The sequence below is a fragment of the Ottowia beijingensis genome (assembly GCF_042680925.1).
GTDB classification, from domain to species: domain Bacteria; phylum Pseudomonadota; class Gammaproteobacteria; order Burkholderiales; family Burkholderiaceae_C; genus Ottowia; species Ottowia beijingensis.
In genome coordinates this window covers 21,451-35,964 of record NZ_JBHUEP010000004.1, presented here as the reverse complement: position 1 = coordinate 35,964, position 14,514 = coordinate 21,451, and the positions used below count along the sequence as shown (strand labels likewise).

At 68.7% G+C, this 14,514-nt stretch carries 13 protein-coding genes and 1 pseudogene; 5 read left to right on the top strand and 9 right to left on the bottom strand.

Features of this window, described 5'->3' with window-relative positions; translation table 11 throughout:
* Positions 1-99: 99 nt before the first annotated feature.
* The 3 genes from ACFSCU_RS02360 to ACFSCU_RS02350 form a co-directional block, all read right to left on the bottom strand.
* Positions 100-2,289: a TRAP transporter large permease gene (locus ACFSCU_RS02360; RefSeq protein WP_377559781.1), complete on the bottom strand. Its 2,190-nt coding sequence runs from the start codon at positions 2,287-2,289 to the stop codon at positions 100-102.
* Positions 2,286-2,906 (bottom strand): TRAP transporter small permease subunit, encoded by a 621-nt coding sequence (locus tag ACFSCU_RS02355; RefSeq protein WP_180549991.1) that lies wholly within the window; start codon positions 2,904-2,906, stop codon positions 2,286-2,288. The genes ACFSCU_RS02360 and ACFSCU_RS02355 overlap by 4 nt, the downstream gene beginning before the upstream one ends.
* Before the next feature lie 223 nt (positions 2,907-3,129).
* The gene (locus ACFSCU_RS02350; protein ID WP_180549990.1) at positions 3,130-4,242 is read right to left on the bottom strand and encodes a TRAP transporter substrate-binding protein; all 1,113 of its coding nucleotides are present in this window, start codon (positions 4,240-4,242) and stop codon (positions 3,130-3,132) included.
* A gap of 269 nt (positions 4,243-4,511) precedes the next feature.
* Here ACFSCU_RS02350 and ACFSCU_RS02345 point away from each other — a divergent pair, with 269 nt between their 5' ends.
* The 4 genes and pseudogenes from ACFSCU_RS02345 to ACFSCU_RS02330 all read left to right on the top strand — a co-directional run bounded on the left by ACFSCU_RS02345 (position 4,512) and on the right by ACFSCU_RS02330 (position 7,050).
* On the top strand, positions 4,512-4,757 hold the full coding sequence (locus ACFSCU_RS02345; RefSeq protein WP_180549989.1) for a metal-sensitive transcriptional regulator: 246 nt from the start codon (positions 4,512-4,514) through the stop codon (positions 4,755-4,757).
* A 33-nt stretch (positions 4,758-4,790) separates the two neighbouring features.
* Positions 4,791-5,561, top strand: a pseudogene (locus ACFSCU_RS02340) (MBL fold metallo-hydrolase); the annotation flags it as partial.
* Between the two features lie 24 nt (positions 5,562-5,585).
* Positions 5,586-5,993: a rhodanese-like domain-containing protein gene (locus ACFSCU_RS02335; RefSeq protein WP_308645914.1), complete on the top strand. Its 408-nt coding sequence runs from the start codon at positions 5,586-5,588 to the stop codon at positions 5,991-5,993.
* A gap of 154 nt (positions 5,994-6,147) precedes the next feature.
* Complete coding sequence (locus ACFSCU_RS02330) at positions 6,148-7,050, top strand: hypothetical protein (RefSeq protein ID WP_180549987.1); 903 nt, start codon at positions 6,148-6,150, stop codon at positions 7,048-7,050.
* Here the strand turns inward: ACFSCU_RS02330 and ACFSCU_RS02325 are convergent.
* Complete coding sequence (locus tag ACFSCU_RS02325; protein WP_180549986.1) at positions 7,041-8,504, bottom strand: amidase; 1,464 nt, start codon at positions 8,502-8,504, stop codon at positions 7,041-7,043. The genes ACFSCU_RS02330 and ACFSCU_RS02325 overlap by 10 nt on opposite strands.
* Before the next feature lie 121 nt (positions 8,505-8,625).
* Entirely contained in the window at positions 8,626-9,108 is a 483-nt protein-coding gene (lysM, locus tag ACFSCU_RS02320) for a peptidoglycan-binding protein LysM (RefSeq protein ID WP_180549985.1), read from the bottom strand.
* A gap of 114 nt (positions 9,109-9,222) precedes the next feature.
* On the opposite strand from lysM, the gene ACFSCU_RS02315 reads away from it, so the two are divergent.
* On the top strand, positions 9,223-10,002 hold the full coding sequence (locus ACFSCU_RS02315) for a type III pantothenate kinase (RefSeq protein ID WP_180549984.1): 780 nt from the start codon (positions 9,223-9,225) through the stop codon (positions 10,000-10,002).
* A 91-nt stretch (positions 10,003-10,093) separates the two neighbouring features.
* On the opposite strand, the gene ACFSCU_RS02310 is transcribed toward ACFSCU_RS02315, so the two are convergent.
* From ACFSCU_RS02310 to ACFSCU_RS02295, 4 genes are all read right to left on the bottom strand, one after another.
* Positions 10,094-10,456: a hypothetical protein gene (locus ACFSCU_RS02310; RefSeq protein WP_377559780.1), complete on the bottom strand. Its 363-nt coding sequence runs from the start codon at positions 10,454-10,456 to the stop codon at positions 10,094-10,096.
* 116 nt (positions 10,457-10,572) lie between these two features.
* Positions 10,573-11,676, bottom strand: coding sequence for a M14 family metallopeptidase (locus tag ACFSCU_RS02305; protein ID WP_180549981.1), 1,104 nt, complete (start codon positions 11,674-11,676; stop codon positions 10,573-10,575).
* A gap of 192 nt (positions 11,677-11,868) precedes the next feature.
* Positions 11,869-13,122, bottom strand: a complete 1,254-nt coding sequence (locus tag ACFSCU_RS02300; RefSeq protein WP_180549980.1) for a M20 aminoacylase family protein — start codon at positions 13,120-13,122, stop codon at positions 11,869-11,871.
* A 157-nt stretch (positions 13,123-13,279) separates the two neighbouring features.
* Positions 13,280-14,416, bottom strand: a complete 1,137-nt coding sequence (locus tag ACFSCU_RS02295) for an ABC transporter substrate-binding protein (protein WP_377559779.1) — start codon at positions 14,414-14,416, stop codon at positions 13,280-13,282.
* Positions 14,417-14,514: the final 98 nt, after the last annotated feature.

Below are 14,514 nucleotides of genomic sequence, written 5' to 3'. Positions count from 1 at the left end.
TCGGTTGACGTTTACGTAAACGTCAAATTATGTGGGCTGCGCAGTAAAAAGGCCAGCCACTTGCTTGGCTGGCCCTGGGTGTGAAAGCCGCCACGCGGCTTATTTGTACAGGATTTGCGGCAGCCAGAGGCCGATCTGCGGAAAGATGTACAGCAGCACGATGGCCAGGATCTGGATGCCCATGAACGGCAGCATGCCCAGGAAGATCTGGTTCAGCGTCACGTGCGGCGGCGCCACCCCCTTCAGGTAGAAGGCCGACATGGCCACCGGCGGGCTGAGAAAGGCCGTCTGCAGGTTCAGCGCCACCAGCAGGCCGAAGAACAGCGGGTCGACGCCGAAGTTGTCGAGCAGCGGCACGAAGATCGGCATGAAGATGACGATGATCTCCGTCCACTCCAGCGGCCAGCCCAGGATGAAGATGATCACCTGCGTCAGGATCAGGAACTGGGTCTTGGTCAGGTTCATGCTCAGCACCCACTGCTCCACGAGTTCCTGCCCGCCCAGCAGCGCGAAGGCGGCCGAGAAGATGGCCGAGCCGACGAACAGCCAGCACACCATGGCGGAGGTCTTGGCGGTGAGGTACACGCTTTCGCTGACTTCGCCTTTCAGCCCGGCCTGCCGGTAGGCCAGCACGCACCAGACGGCGACCGTGGCCACGGCCAGCCAGCCCAGCGACATGGGCACGGGCGCCGCGACCACGCCGCTGCGTCCGGCCAGGAACCAGCCGATGGTGGCGAGCGCCGGCAGCCACAGCAGGGTCCACAGCAGGAAGGTGCGCAGCGCACCGGCTTCGCGGCGCCGCTTGTTCAGGGCATAGAGGCAGGCGAGCCCGTAGCCGCCGAAGGCGCCCACGGCCGCCGCCTCGGTCGGCGTGGCCAGGCCGAACACGATGGAGCCCAGCACCGCCAGGATCAGCACGACCAGCGGGAAGAAGCTGGCCAGCAGCATCTTGAAGATTTCCAGCCGCGCCATGTTGAGCAGCGCGTAATAGGCCAGCAATGCCAGCGCACCGATGCCCAGCACGATCCAGAACGTGGAGGAGGGGGCGCGGCGTTCCGCGTCCGCTTCAGGTACGGCCTCGCCCGGCGGCTCGCTCAGTCCACCGGCGGCGGCAGGGGCGCCGGGCGGCTCCGAAACGCCATTGGCAACGGCATCGCCGGCGCCCGGTGGTTCGGCCAGGCCGGAAGCGGGTGCGGTTACGTCGTCACTGCCGGGTGGTTCGGCCAGCCCGCTGCCGGGTGGTTCCGCCAACCCGCTGCCGGGTGGTTCCGCGAGGCCGCTGCTGCCGCCCGATGAATGGCCTGCGCCCAGGCGTTCCAGCTCGACCGGCACCTCGTACACCGTGGGCGTGGCCGTGCTCTGGCTGTAGGCCCAGATGCCGCCCAGCAAGAAGAAGATGGCCGGCAGCAGCAGCACCAGCAGTTGCCGGCGCAGGTAGCGTGGACTGGCCTCAGCATTGCCGCCAGTCCTGACGGCACGCATCAGAAAGGGCAGCGCACGGTCTTCGTGCGTCGCGCCCAGGCTGACCAGCGGCCTGGGCAGGGCCACGGTGCGCTCGTCGGCGCTGAGCGGCGGCGCCCAGGCCGGCTTGAGCTTGGCCAGGATGATGACGTACAACACGTACAGGCCGGCCAGCATGAGGCCGGGGAAGAAGGCGCCGGCGTACAGCTGAACCACCGACACCCCGGCCGTGGCGCCGTAGACGATCAGCAGCACCGAGGGCGGAATCAGGATGCCGAGGCAGCCGCCTGCCGTGATGGCGCCGGCCGACACCGGCACGCTGTAGCCCGCGCGCAGCATGGCCGGCAGCGCCAGCAGCCCCATCAGCGTAACCACCGCGCCGACGATGCCGGTGGCGGTGGCGAACACCGCGCAGGTGACCAGCGTGGCCACGGCCAGCGAGCCCGGCACGCGCGCCATCGACAGGTGCAGGCTCCTGAACAGCTTCTCGATCAGGTTGGCCCGCTCCACCAGGTAGCCCATGAAGACGAACAGCGGGATGGCGATGAGCACGTCGTTGCCCATCACCTTGAAGGCCGACTGCACCATCAGGTCGAGCGTGCGCGTGGTGTCGCGCTCGTAGGCCAACCAGGTGAACAGCATGCCCATGCCCATCAGCGTGAACGCGGTGGGAAAACCCAGCATGATCGCCACCACCACCAGCGACAGCATCAGCAGGCCGATGTGGCCGTTGGTGACCTTGTCGACGCTCAGCAGCATGCCGATGGCGGCGGCCACGATCAGCGCCATCAGCACGAAGCCGAACCACAGTTCCTTGCGGATCTTCATGACTGGCGCTCCTGGGCGACGACGTACTGGTCCAGCGCCTGGATGTCCTCGTCCTTGACGTGCACCATTTCCTTCAGCTTGTCGACATCGACCTCTTCGACGTCCTTCTCGCGCGACGGCCATTCACCCGTCTGCAGGCAGATCACGCAGCGGATGATCTCGACGATGCCCTGCAGCAGCAGGATCGCGCCCGACAGCGGGATGACGAACTTGAACGGGTACACCGGCAGCGGATCGGCGTTGAAGGTCTGCTCGCGGATCGCCAGCGACTCCTGCGCGTAGTGCCAGCCGGCCCAGGTGAGGGCGATGATGCCCGGCAGGAAGAACACGATGTACAGCACCAGGTCGATGGCGGCCTGCGTGCGCGGCCTGAAGAAGCCGTACAGCACGTCGCCGCGCACGTGGCCCCTGGCGGCCAGGGTGTAGGCGCCGGCGGTCATGAACAGCGTGCCGTACAGCATGATCTGCGCGTCCAGCATCCAGGCGTGCGGCTTGTTCAGCACATAGCGCGAGAACACCTCCCAGCTGATGAGCAAGGTCAGCCCGACGATGGACCAGGCAAAGGCCTTGCCGATCCAGGTGGACAGCCGATCGACGGCGAGCAAGAAATTCTGCATTCACTCGACTCCCGGTGACGGGCACAGCGGCGCCGCACCGTTGTGTTGTGTTTAAGGGTGTTTTCGGCCTCAGCGCCCGCCCTGATTGCGCGGGTAGCTATGAAAATAGAATCGAATGGAACGTCAGGCACGCTGCCGCCGCCCACAAGACAAGGGCGCCCTGGTGGGCGCCCCGGACCATGCACGAGCCAAGCGGCGCGACTGCCGGCTGCGGCATCGCATGTCAGCTCTTCTTGGCGCCGAAGTAGTGGTTGAAGGCCATCTTGTAGTCGACCGTGTAGTCGTTCTGCCACTGGCCGGCGCGCTGGGCGAAGGCGCGCTGCGAGTCGAGCACCTTCTTGAACAACGGGTTCTCGGCCGCCTTCTTGGCGATGGTCTTGTCCCACGAGGCCAGTTGCTGGCGCAGGATGGCGTCAGGCGTCTTGTAGAACTTCACGCCTTCCTTCTTCAGCTCCTCGTAGTCCTTCGAGTTGCGGTCGATCGCCTTCCAGCTCATGTCGGCGCTGGCGGCCTGCACGCCGTAGTCGATGATGTTGCGCAGCTCTTGCGGCAGGGCGCGGTATTTGGGCCCGTTGAACAGGATCTCGAACTGCTCGCCGCTTTGGTGGAAGCTCTGCAGCATGCAGTTCTTGGCCACGTCGGCAAAGCCCAGCACGCGGTCGGACGAGGCGTTGTTGAACTCGGCAGCGTCGATCAGGCCGCGGTCCAGCGCCGGCACGATCTCGCCGCCGGGCAGCGGGTTGACGGCCACGCCCATGTCGGTGAACACGTCTACTGCCAAGCCAACGGTGCGGAACTTCAGGCCTTTCATGTCCTCGGCCTTGGCCACCGGCTTCTTGAACCAGCCCAGCGGCTGCGTCGGCATGGGGCCGTACAGGTAGGTCACCACGTCCATGTTCAGGCTCTTGTAGATTTCCTCCACCAGCGCCTTGCCGCCGCCGTAGTGGTGCCAGGCCAGCACCATGTTCGGGTCCATGCCGTAGGCCGGGCCCGAGCCCCACAGCGCCAGCGCCGAGTTCTTGCCGTAGTGGTAGGCGATCACGCCATGGCCGCCGTCCAGCGTGCCTTTGCTCACCGCCTCCAGCAACTGGAAGGCCGGCACCACGGCGCCGGCCGGCAGCACCTCGATCTTCAGGCGGTTGCCCGCCATGTCGTTCACCTTCTTGGCGAAGTCCTGAGCGTATTCATGGAAGATGTCCTTGGCCGGCCAGGTGCTCTGAAAGCGCAGCGACGTGGTCTGCGCCGTAGACACCATGGGCGCGGTCAGCGCGCCAGCGGCAACGGCGGCGCCTTTCAGCAGGTTGCGGCGGCGGGGTGAAGCGGGGCGTTGGGCCATCTGTCTGTCTCCTCTGTTGTATGCGGCAAAACGCTGTCATCTTGTGGGAGGCGAGCCCCTGCGCGTCAGAGGGTTTTTACCAGTCCGCGGCAGTGCGGGTGCGGCCTCGCGCGGCCGCGTACTGTGCAGTTTGCCGCTCCCCAGATCAGGTTAGCGCGATCAGGTGGTGTTCAAGTGGCGTCCGAAGCCCTACCATCCGAACTTCATGGGGCCATTCTGCCACCCGTACCCGTATATCGACACAACTCCAAATCTGGGAGCGCGCTGACATGACCGTGACCAATGACGAAGCCCGCAAGAAGGCACTGTGCGCCCGACTGGCGCGCGTGGAGGGCCAGTTGCGCGGCCTGCAGAAGCTGATCCAGGCCGACACCGAGCCCGAGAAGGTGGCCCAGCAGATGGCCGCCGCCCGCAAGGCGCTCGACAAGGCGTTCTTCGCCATGGTGGCCACCCTGATCGCCGAAGAGCAGCTGGGTGCCGACGAAGTGGCCGAGTTGCTGGTTCGCTTCGCATAGCGCCCGCCGGGGCTGCGCGCATAAACTGGGGGCATGAACCCCACCCAGCTTTTCGACCCGGCTTCCAGCACCTACACCTACATCCTGTTCGACGAGGACTCGCGCGAGGCGGTCATCATCGACCCGGTGGATGTGCAGCTCGAGCGCGACCTGGCCACGCTCGAGCGCCTGAACGTGCGCCTGATCTGGGCGCTGGAAACCCACGCCCATGCCGACCACATCACCAGCGCCGCCCGGCTGGCCGAGCTGACCGGCGCGCGCACCGCTGCGCCGGCGGGTTGCGACATCGGCACCGCCGCCGTGCAGCTGAGCGGTGGCGACACCGTGCGCTTCGGCCGCGAGCAGTTGCAGGTGCTGCACACGCCTGGCCACACGGCGGGCGGCGTGTGCTTCTACTGGCAGCGCGCCCCGCACCCGCACGACGAGCCGCCCAGCGAGGCCACCCAGGCGCCGCTGGGCCACCAGATGCGCCCCGACCAGCGGCACGACGACCGCCATGTGTTCACCGGCGACACGCTGCTGATCCAGGGCTGCGGCCGCACCGACTTCCAGTCGGGCGATGCCGGCGCGCTGTACGACAGCATCACCCAGCAGCTGTTCACCCTGCCCGACACCACCATCGTCTGGCCGTGCCACGACTACCACGGCCGCACACAGTCCACCATCGGCGCCGAAAAGGCCACCAACCCGCGCTTGGCAGGCAAGTCGCGCGACGAGTTCATCACGCTGATGAACGCGCTCGACCTGCCCAAGCCGCGCCGCATCGACGAGGCGGTGCCGGCCAACCAGCGCTCCGGCCTGCGGCAGGACGCCGGCAGCGGCGACGGGGTGGCCGATGCCGCCGCGGAGGGCTATGCGGGTGAGATCACGCCGCAGCAGGCCCACGAATGGATGGAGGCCGGCGACGCCGTGCTGGTGGACGTGCGCACCGACGCCGAGCGCGAATGGGTCGGCTTCGTGCCCGGTGCGCTGGCCGTGCCCTGGAAGCAGTGGCCCGGCATGGCCCTCAACCCCGGGTTCGACCGCGCGATCCGCCAAGCGGCCGAGGATGGGCGCCGCCTGATGATGCTGTGCCGCAGCGGAGTGCGCTCCATCGCCGCCGCGCAGCGCGCCACCGAGCTGGGGCTGACGGCCTACAGCATCACCGGCGGCTTCGAGGGCGTGCCGGACGAGCACGCCCAGCGCGGCCACAAGAACGGCTGGCGCCACGCCGGCCTGCCGTGGCGGCAGAACTGACGGCGCGGTTTTCAAGCCTTTTTGGCCCTCAGCGCTTGCTGGACGGGCGCAGGCAGCTATCAAAAACGTAGTTCAGACGGCCTCTGCCCAACGGGGGATGGCGCTGCGCGCGCGTCGCCGCTAGGCTGTGGGCTTCTGCCCAGGAGGCGCCGCCATGCCACCCGACCTGTTTCCGCCCGAGGCGTTGCTGCGCGACAGCGCGCCGCCGCTGTCCGACTACGGCTGGCGCCTGCTGGCCGAGGGCGACTCGTGGTTCAGCATCACCGCCACCGGCCGCTACAGCCCCAACCTGCTGGCCGAGTTGCGCCTGCCGCGCTCGGCCGCCATCGTCAACTGCGCCGCGCCGGGCCACACGCTGCAGCGTATGGTGGACCGCCGCGCCGACGGCCACTGCGAGCGCCTGCTGCACCACCGCCGCCTGGCCCGCTACTGGGACGCCGTGCTGTTGTCGGCCGACGGCAACGACCTGATCGCCGCCGCCGCCACGCCATTGGCCGATGACGCCGGCGTGCCGACGCCCGAGGCGCAGCGCCTGCTGCGCACGTTCGAGGAAGTGGGCCACGCCAGCGCTGCTGCCGACTGGATCAGCGAGCCCGGCTGGGCGCGGCTGGCCGACCACCTGCGCGCCAACCTGGCCGCCTTCGTCGCCTGGCGCGACCAGGGGCCGAGCGCCGGGCGCCCACTGCTGCTGCACACCTACGCCACGGCGGTGGCGCGCCCGTCCGGCGCCGGGCTGGCGCTGCAGGGCTGGCTGTACCCGGTGCTGCTGCGCTACGGTGTGCCGGCGGCCTGGCAACAGGCGTTGACCGAGCTGCTGTTCGAGCGCCTGCGCCGCCTGCTGATGGGCTTTGACCAAGCCAGCGGCGGGCCCGACGCCACGCCCGGCGTGCACGTGTTCGACTCGGCCGGCCAGGTGGCGCTGCTGCCGGCCTCGCCCGACGACGCGGGGCCGTCGGGCGACTGGATCAACGAGATCCACCTGAACGCCAGCGGCTACCGTAAGCTGGGCCGCGCCTTTGGCGCCTGGATCGGCGCGGTGATGGCGCGCTACCCCTGAAGCGGCGGCTGCACCGCCAGCCAGTCGCCGATCGCCTGCTCGTACGCCGTCGCTAGCCGCAGCACGCCCGCGTCGTCCTGCGGCTTGCCGATCAGCTGCAGGCCCATCGGCAGGCCCGCGGCGTTGAAGCCCGTCGGCACGCTGATGCAGGGCAGGCCGGCGAAGGTGGCGTAGATCACCACCTCCATCCAGCGGTGGTAGGTGTCCATGGCGCGCCCCGCGATCTGCCGTGGCCAGCGTTCGCCGATGTCGAACGGCCACACTTGGGCCGCGGGCAGGGCCAGGAAGTCGTGCTGCTCGAACAGCTTCAGCATGCTCTGGTGGAACTGCGTGCGCGCCACGCTGGCGGCCAGGAACTGGTTGGCCGTGCAGCCCTGCGCCTGGTCGAACTCCCACACCGCCTCGGGCTTGATGCGCGGGCGGTTGGCCGCCTGCAGAAAGAAGGGCGCGATGCGCGAGGCCACCAGCACGCGGCGCCAGACCAGCCAGGCGTCCCACACGCGGGCGGGCGGCATGCCCAGCCGCGCGGGCGCGACGGCGCAGCCCAGGCCTTCCAGCCGCTGCAGGCCTTGCGTGCAGGCGTCCAGAATGCCGGGCTCCATGGCCAGGTAACCGTCCAGATCGCCCAGCCAGCCGATGCGTTGCGATTTCAGGTCAAATTGGCCTTCAGCGCCCGCCCAATCAGCGCTGTCAGCTATCGAAAGAGGAGTATCCGGCGACCAGCCGGCCTGTGTCTGCAGCAGCCGCGCCACGTCGCGCACGCTGCGGGCCATGGGGCCTTCGGTGACCAGCTGGTTGATCCACACGTCCACCGCCGGCCACAGCGGCACGCGGCCCTGCGAAGGCCGGAAGCCGAAGCCGTTGTTCCAAGCCGCCGGGTTGCGCAGGCTTCCCATGAAGTCGGAGCCATCGGCCACCGGCAGCAGGCGCAGCGCCAGCGCCACCGCCGCGCCGCCGCTGGAGCCACCGGCCGATTTGGCCGGGTCGTAGGCGTTGCGTGTGGCGCCGAACACCTCGTTGAAGGTGTGCGAGCCGAGGCCGAACTCGGGCACGTTGGTCTTGCCGATGACGATGGCGCCGGCGGCCTTCATGCGCGCCGTCATCAGCCCGTCCTCCTTGGCAATGAAGTCGGTCATCAGCGGCGAGCCCAGCGTGGTGGGCAGGCCTTCGGCGTGCGCCAGGTCCTTGATGGCCTGCGGCAGGCCGTGCATCCAGCCGCGCGATCCTTGGCCCGATTTGCCGCGCGCCAGCTCGGCATCGCAGGCCTCGGCCTCGGCCAGCAGTTCATCGTCGGGCCGCAGGCTGACGAGGGCGTTGTACGTGGGGTTGAGCCGGTGGATGCGCGCCAAGTTGGCCTGCATCACCTCGCGGCACGAGATGCGCCGCGCATGGATGGCGTCGGAAAGCGCGCAGGCGTCGAGCGCGGTGATGTCGTCGGGGGCGAGGGCGGTCATGCGCCGCACTCTACGCCGCCCCACGCTGGCGCCGCAAACGACAAAGGCACCGGAAAGTGCCTTGTTTGCTCATGAAATCGGGCTGCAGCGCTTGCGGGGCAAGCGCGGGCAGCTATCGAAATCAGAGGGCCGGAATGCGCAGCTTCTGACCGGGGTAGATCTTGTTCGGGTCCGACAGCATCGGCTTGTTGGCCTCGAAGATCACGTTGTACTTGTTGGCATCGCCGTAGTACTTCTTGGAGATGGCGCTCAGCGTGTCGCCGCTCACCACGTCGTGGAACTGCGATGCCGTACCCGCGGGGTACTGCAGGTTGTTGTCCACGTCGGACACGCTGGCCACGTTGCCGGCGGCCAGGCCGGCCTTCTCGGCGGCTTCCTCGCTGGGGGCGTTGCCGCTCAGCGTGACCTTGCCAGTGGCGCCGTCGAAGGTGACGCCCAGGCCCGACAGGCCCAGGTTCTGTTTCTCGATGTAGGTCTTGATGGCGTCGCCGGCCTTCTGGTTCAGCTCGGCGATGTTGGGTGCGCTGGCAGCCGCTGCCTGCTCGACTTCCTTGCCGCCGAACAGCTTTTCACCGGCTTCCTTGATGAAACTGAACAATCCCATTGCTTTCTCCTTGGTTGGTGGTCAGGGAATCACGGACTGTACCCGCAACGCATGACGTCGCCAGGACGACGCCCCCGAATCGGGTGTAGGACAAAACCGCTTATATTGCGCCCCATGACGTTTCTGGCCCTCGACGTCGGCAACACGCGCCTGAAGTGGACGTTGTACGACCAACCCGCCGCTGGCGCGCGCATGCTGGCGCAGGGCGCCGAGTTCCTGGAGCAGATCGACCGCCTGGGCGATGGCGTGTGGTCGCAGATACCCGAGCCCACGCGCATGCTCGGCTGCATCGTGGCCGGCCAGGCCGTGAAGCACCGCGTGCAGGAGCAGATGGAGCTGTGGAACGTGGAGCCGCGCTGGGTGGTGGCCGCCGAGGCCGAGGCGGGCCTGACCAACGGCTACGACTTTCCGCCCCGCCTGGGCGCCGACCGCTGGGTGGCCATGATCGGCGCGCGCCACCACATGCTGCGGCGCGGGCCGGCGCGGCCCATCATCCTGGTGATGGTGGGCACGGCGGTGACGGTGGAGGCCATCGACCAGCACGGGCGCTTTCTGGGCGGGCTGATCCTGCCCGGCCACGGCATCATGCTGCGTGCGCTCGAATCGGGCACCGCCGGGCTGCACGTGCCCACCGGTGACGTGGTGGAATTTCCCACCAACACCAGCGACGCGCTGACCAGCGGCGGCACCTTCGCCATCGCCGGCGCCTGCGAGCGCATGTACCAGAACCTGTTCCGCCACTGCGACATGCAGCCGCTGTGCCTGATGACGGGCGGCGCCGGCTGGAAGATGCTGCCGTCGATGACGCGGCCCTACGAGCTGGTGGAAAGCCTGATCTTCGACGGCCTGCTGGTCATCGCGCAAGGGCGCGAGGCGCTGAACGGCGCGTTCTGATACCAGCTTGCAGGGGGGTATCGCTCGCCAGCGCCCAATTGGCGGGCGCTAGCGGCGGGGTATGCGGGGAGTATATGGTGCCGACGCGCTGTCAGTCGTCATCATCATCGTCGTCGTCATCACGTGACCTGCGCCCCCGGCGGTCGTCGTCATCGTCATCATCATCGTCGTCCCGGTCGGCACGATGGCCGCGCCGGCTGCGGCGGTCGTCGTCGTCGTCATCGTCCCGGTCGGCGCGACCGCCACGGCGGCCGCGGCGGTCATCCTCACCGCGGTCGTCGCCGCGGACGATGCGCCGCTCGCCCATCACGGTCAGCAGGTAGGGGGCCAGCGCGCCGGGCGCCAGGCCATCGGCCACCGCCGGCGTCAGCGGGTGCGGTGTGTGGGCCTGTGCGGCGGTGCCCAGCGTCAGGCTGGCGGCGGCGAGGGCCAGGGCGGTCAGGGTGCGGGTCATGGGCGGTCCTTTCGGTGTGGTGCGGCGGGCTTGCCTGCACCGACAACGCCCCAGGGTGCCGCCTTATTCCCGCCCCGCGCCAGCGGCCTGGTGACAGGATGTGTGCGCTGCCCGGCTCAGGCCGGCGAGCCGGCGCCTTGCGCCAGCCCATCCACGGCCTGGAACAGCGCCTGCCGCGCCTGGCTGACGATCTGCCCCTTCCAGGCATCGGTGTCGGTGTAGAAGGCGCGCAGCAGCCGCGCCTTGATCTGCGCCGCCAGTTCGGCCGGCGCCTCGGGGTGCAGGGCCAGCCAGTGGTCGCCGCGCAGGGCGTCGATGATTTCGGGGATGGGCTCGGTGCCGTATTCCAGCGCGATGCCGGTGAACTGGGCCTGCGGCGCGGCGTCGTAGATGGCGTTCCACATCAGGCCCGTGAGCAGCGCGCTGGTCGATGAGCCGTCGTAGATCGAGGTGACCTCGTCGCCCCACCAGCGGCGCGCGCGGGCCACGGCGGCGGCATCGTCGCGGCCGGCGTAAATGCGCTCGCCCACGCCGCTGGGGCCCAGGCCGGTGTGCAGGTCGATCCAGGCCACCTGCTGCGCCCGGCCGCCGTGCTGCGCCAGCACGGCGCGCAGCGTGCGGTGGCTCCAGGTGGGTGCCTGGCCGCCGAAGAACAGACCGTCGGCAAACTCGTACTGCCCGCCCGAGACGGCGGCCTGCCACAGCGGCAGCCCCTCGCGTTCGATGAGGGTTTGCACGGCGGCCTGGTTGGCGGCGTCGGGCGGCCAGGCGGCGGGCAGCAGCAGCTCGTGCACGCGGCGGTAGCCTTCGTTGACGGGCAGCGGCTGGCTGAAGTCGGGGAAGTTGCGGTTCAGGTCGACGTTCTCGTGCGTCACGCGGCGCAGGTGCGAGAAGCCGTAGGGGTTCAGCGCGTGGATGTAGAGCACGGCCACGCCGGCCTCGCGCGCCCTGGCACGCCATTCGGCGTCGTGCAACGCGAACACCTGCACACCACTGCCGCAGTAGCCCTCGACGCCGTGGCAGGCGCTGCTCACGATGAGCAGGCGGTCACTCTGCTCGTCGCCGTCGAGCGCTGTGTCCATTGCCAGCACCTCGCCGTCGCGGCCGGGCAGCGGGTGGTTTTGCGATGCGATGCGCGTGCCGGCGGTGGCGGCGGCCTCCAGGAACTTGACGCGGGCCTGCGCGTAGCGGGCGGAGAAGGCCTCGGGGATGGGGATCATGCGTGGCGGCCGCTTATAAATTGATAGTGGCTTGCGCCCGTCCTGTATGGATTTCAAGCGAAAAATGCCTGAAACCATTGTCTATCAAGCGCAAGCAGCTATAGTTTTTGGGGTTTCCGTGGGGGCGCGCTGGCCCGCGATGGTGCGTTGCCATCGCCGGCCAGCCCGCGTCCACCAGAGGCCAACCGCGCCTCAGCCCTTCACCGGCATCGGCCGGTCGGCCGGTGGTTCATGCGCCAGCCATTCCTCGGCCAGGCGCACCCAGTAGGTGCCGCCCAGCGGAATCAGCTCGTCGTTGAAGTCGTAGTGCGGGTTGTGCAGCGTGCAGGGGCCGGCGTCGTGGCCGCCGCCTTCGTAGGTGGCGCGGTGCGCGCCGTCGCCGTTGGCGATGAAGCAGTAGGCGCCGGGCTTTTCCAGCAGCATGTACGAGAAGTCCTCCGCGCCCATCACCGGCTCCTGCGCCAGCGCGTTGTCGGCGCCGACGATGCCGGCCATCACGCGGCGGGCGAAGTCGGCCTCGTAAGGCGTGTTGATGGTGGGCGGGTAGTTGCGGTGGAAGTGGAAGTCGCAGGTGGCGCCGAAGGCGGCGCTCACGCCCTCGGCAATCTCCTGCATGCGGCGCTCCACCAGGTCCAGCACCTCGAAGCTGAAGCAGCGCACCGTGCCCTGGATTTCGCAGCTGTCCGGGATCACGTTGGTGGCTTCGCCGGCGTGGATCATGGTGACCGAGATCACCGCCGCGTCCACCGGCTTCTTGTTGCGCGTGACGATGGTTTGGAAGCCCTGCACCACCTGGCAGGCGATGGGCACCGGGTCGCACCCCATGTGCGGCAGCGCGGCGTGGCCGCCCTTGCCGGTGATGGTGATCTTGAACTCGTTGCTTGATGCCATCACCGGGCCGGGCGAGACGGCGAACTTGCCCACGTCCATGCCCGGCCAGTTGTGCATGCCGAACACGGCCTCCATCGGGAACTGCTCAAACAGCCCGTCCTGGATCATCTCGCGCGCGCCGCCGCCGCCTTCCTCGGCCGGCTGGAAGATCAGGTACACGGTGCCGTCGAAATTGCGGTTCTTCGAAAAATGCTGCGCCGCCGCCAGCAGCATGGCGGTGTGGCCGTCGTGGCCGCAGGCGTGCATCTTGCCGTGGTGCTGGCTGGCATGGGCGAAGGTGTTGAACTCGGTCATGGGCAGCGCGTCCATGTCGGCGCGCAGGCCAATCGCTCGTCCGTTTTTCGCGGCCGCGCCGCCGTCGCGCCCGTGCACGATGCCCACCACGCCGGTGGTGCCCAGCCCGCGGTGAATGGGGATGCCCCATTCGGTCAGCTTGGCCGCCACCAGGTCGGCGGTGCGCACTTCCTCGAAGCAGAGCTCAGGGTGCGCGTGGATGTCGCGCCGCAGTTGGGTGATGGCCGCGGCCTGTGCCAGGATGGGTTCGATCAGGTTCATGGCCCGCAGTCTACCGGGGCGTGCGCGCGCTGGCGAGAGCAGTGCCGAAAACGCCCCTGTCGCCGCAGGGGTGTGCGCGGGGCGCTATCAAAATGATGGCGTTGCACCGCCCTTGGCAGGGCCGCGGGGCCGGCCCTGCCGTGGCGCCGCCGTGGCGTCAGGTCCGCACCCGGCCGTCGCCCGTCAGCATCGACAGCTCGACGAACTTCGACGCCACATGGTTGCCCGGGCCGAAGCTCACGCGGTAGCCGCCGAAGTCCTCGTTGATCGACTCCAGTGCGGCGATCAGCGCCTCGCGCGTGGGCTTGCCGCCGGCGCGCGTCAGGCCCTCGGTGAACAGCTTGGCGGCCAGGTAGCCCTCCATGCTGGAAAAGTTGGCCTGCACCCGGCCCTGCTGTTTGGCGGCGGCGACGAACTCGCGCGACACCGGCCGCGCCGGGTTGTAGGGCGAGGGCACCACCTGCGACACCACCACGCCGGCGCCGTCCTTGCCCAGTTCGTCGGCCAGCGCCTGCGTGCCGACGAACGACACGTTGTAGAACTTGCCGCCGTAGCCGGCCTGCTTGGCCTGGCGGATGAAGGCGGCGCAGGCCTTGTAGGCGCCGATCTGCACGATGGCCTGCGCGCCCGACTTGGCCAGCTTGGCCACGGCGGCGGCCACGTCCTCGCTGTTGCGCTCCACGGTGCCCTCGGCCACCGGCTTGAGCTGGCGCGCCGCCAGCGCCTTGGTCACGCCCGACAGGCCGGCCTTGCCGTAGGCGTCGTTCTGGTAGAACACGCCGATGCGGTTCTGGCTCAGCTCGATCAGCTGCTTGACGATCAGCGCCGTCTCGTCGTCGTACGAGGCGCGCAGGTGAAAGGCCTCGCGCTTGAACGGCTCGCGCAGACCCATGGCGCCGGTGAAGGGCGCGATGAAAGGCACGCGCGCCGAGGTGGCCAGCGGCAGCGCCGCCAGGCTGGTGGGCGTGCCGATGTAGCCAAACAGGGCGAACACCTCGTCCTTGATCAGCTTTTCGGTGTTGGCGACGCAGCGGTCGGGCTCGTAGCCGTCGTCCAGATGGCGGATCTCGACCTGCCGCCCGCCCACGCCGCCCTTGGTATTGAGCTGGTCGAACCACAGCCTGGCGCCGGCGTGAAACTGCGTGCCCAGCTGCATGGCCGGGCCGCTGAAGGCGGCCGACTGGCCCAGCACGATGCGGCTGTCCTGCGCACGGGCCAGGCCCACGCCCGCCACGGCGCTGGCAGCAGCCATCCTGGCGAGTTGGCGGCGGCTGATGGAGAATGACCTGTCCATGGAAAACGTCCAGAAAAGTGTGGATTATTTGGAAATGAAGTCTAACTTCTACACCTGTTCGCGGGGGTGTGGCGGGTGTGAAATTTCGCACATCGCCC

What these genes read in the sequence shown, in the direction of transcription:
- ACFSCU_RS02360 (WP_377559781.1), bottom strand. Translation starts at nt 2,289, where the DNA reads ATGAAGATCCGCAAGGAACTGTGGTTCGGCTTCGTGCTGATGGCGCTG.
- ACFSCU_RS02355 (WP_180549991.1), bottom strand. Translation starts at nt 2,906, where the DNA reads ATGCAGAATTTCTTGCTCGCCGTCGATCGGCTGTCCACCTGGATCGGC.
- ACFSCU_RS02350 (WP_180549990.1), bottom strand. Translation starts at nt 4,242, where the DNA reads ATGGCCCAACGCCCCGCTTCACCCCGCCGCCGCAACCTGCTGAAAGGC.
- ACFSCU_RS02345 (WP_180549989.1), top strand. Translation starts at nt 4,512, where the DNA reads ATGACCGTGACCAATGACGAAGCCCGCAAGAAGGCACTGTGCGCCCGA.
- ACFSCU_RS02330 (WP_180549987.1), top strand. Translation starts at nt 6,148, where the DNA reads ATGCCACCCGACCTGTTTCCGCCCGAGGCGTTGCTGCGCGACAGCGCG.
- ACFSCU_RS02325 (WP_180549986.1), bottom strand. Translation starts at nt 8,504, where the DNA reads ATGACCGCCCTCGCCCCCGACGACATCACCGCGCTCGACGCCTGCGCG.
- lysM (WP_180549985.1), bottom strand. Translation starts at nt 9,108, where the DNA reads ATGGGATTGTTCAGTTTCATCAAGGAAGCCGGTGAAAAGCTGTTCGGC.
- ACFSCU_RS02315 (WP_180549984.1), top strand. Translation starts at nt 9,223, where the DNA reads ATGACGTTTCTGGCCCTCGACGTCGGCAACACGCGCCTGAAGTGGACG.
- ACFSCU_RS02310 (WP_377559780.1), bottom strand. Translation starts at nt 10,456, where the DNA reads ATGACCCGCACCCTGACCGCCCTGGCCCTCGCCGCCGCCAGCCTGACG.
- ACFSCU_RS02305 (WP_180549981.1), bottom strand. Translation starts at nt 11,676, where the DNA reads ATGATCCCCATCCCCGAGGCCTTCTCCGCCCGCTACGCGCAGGCCCGC.
- ACFSCU_RS02300 (WP_180549980.1), bottom strand. Translation starts at nt 13,122, where the DNA reads ATGAACCTGATCGAACCCATCCTGGCACAGGCCGCGGCCATCACCCAA.
- ACFSCU_RS02295 (WP_377559779.1), bottom strand. Translation starts at nt 14,416, where the DNA reads ATGGACAGGTCATTCTCCATCAGCCGCCGCCAACTCGCCAGGATGGCT.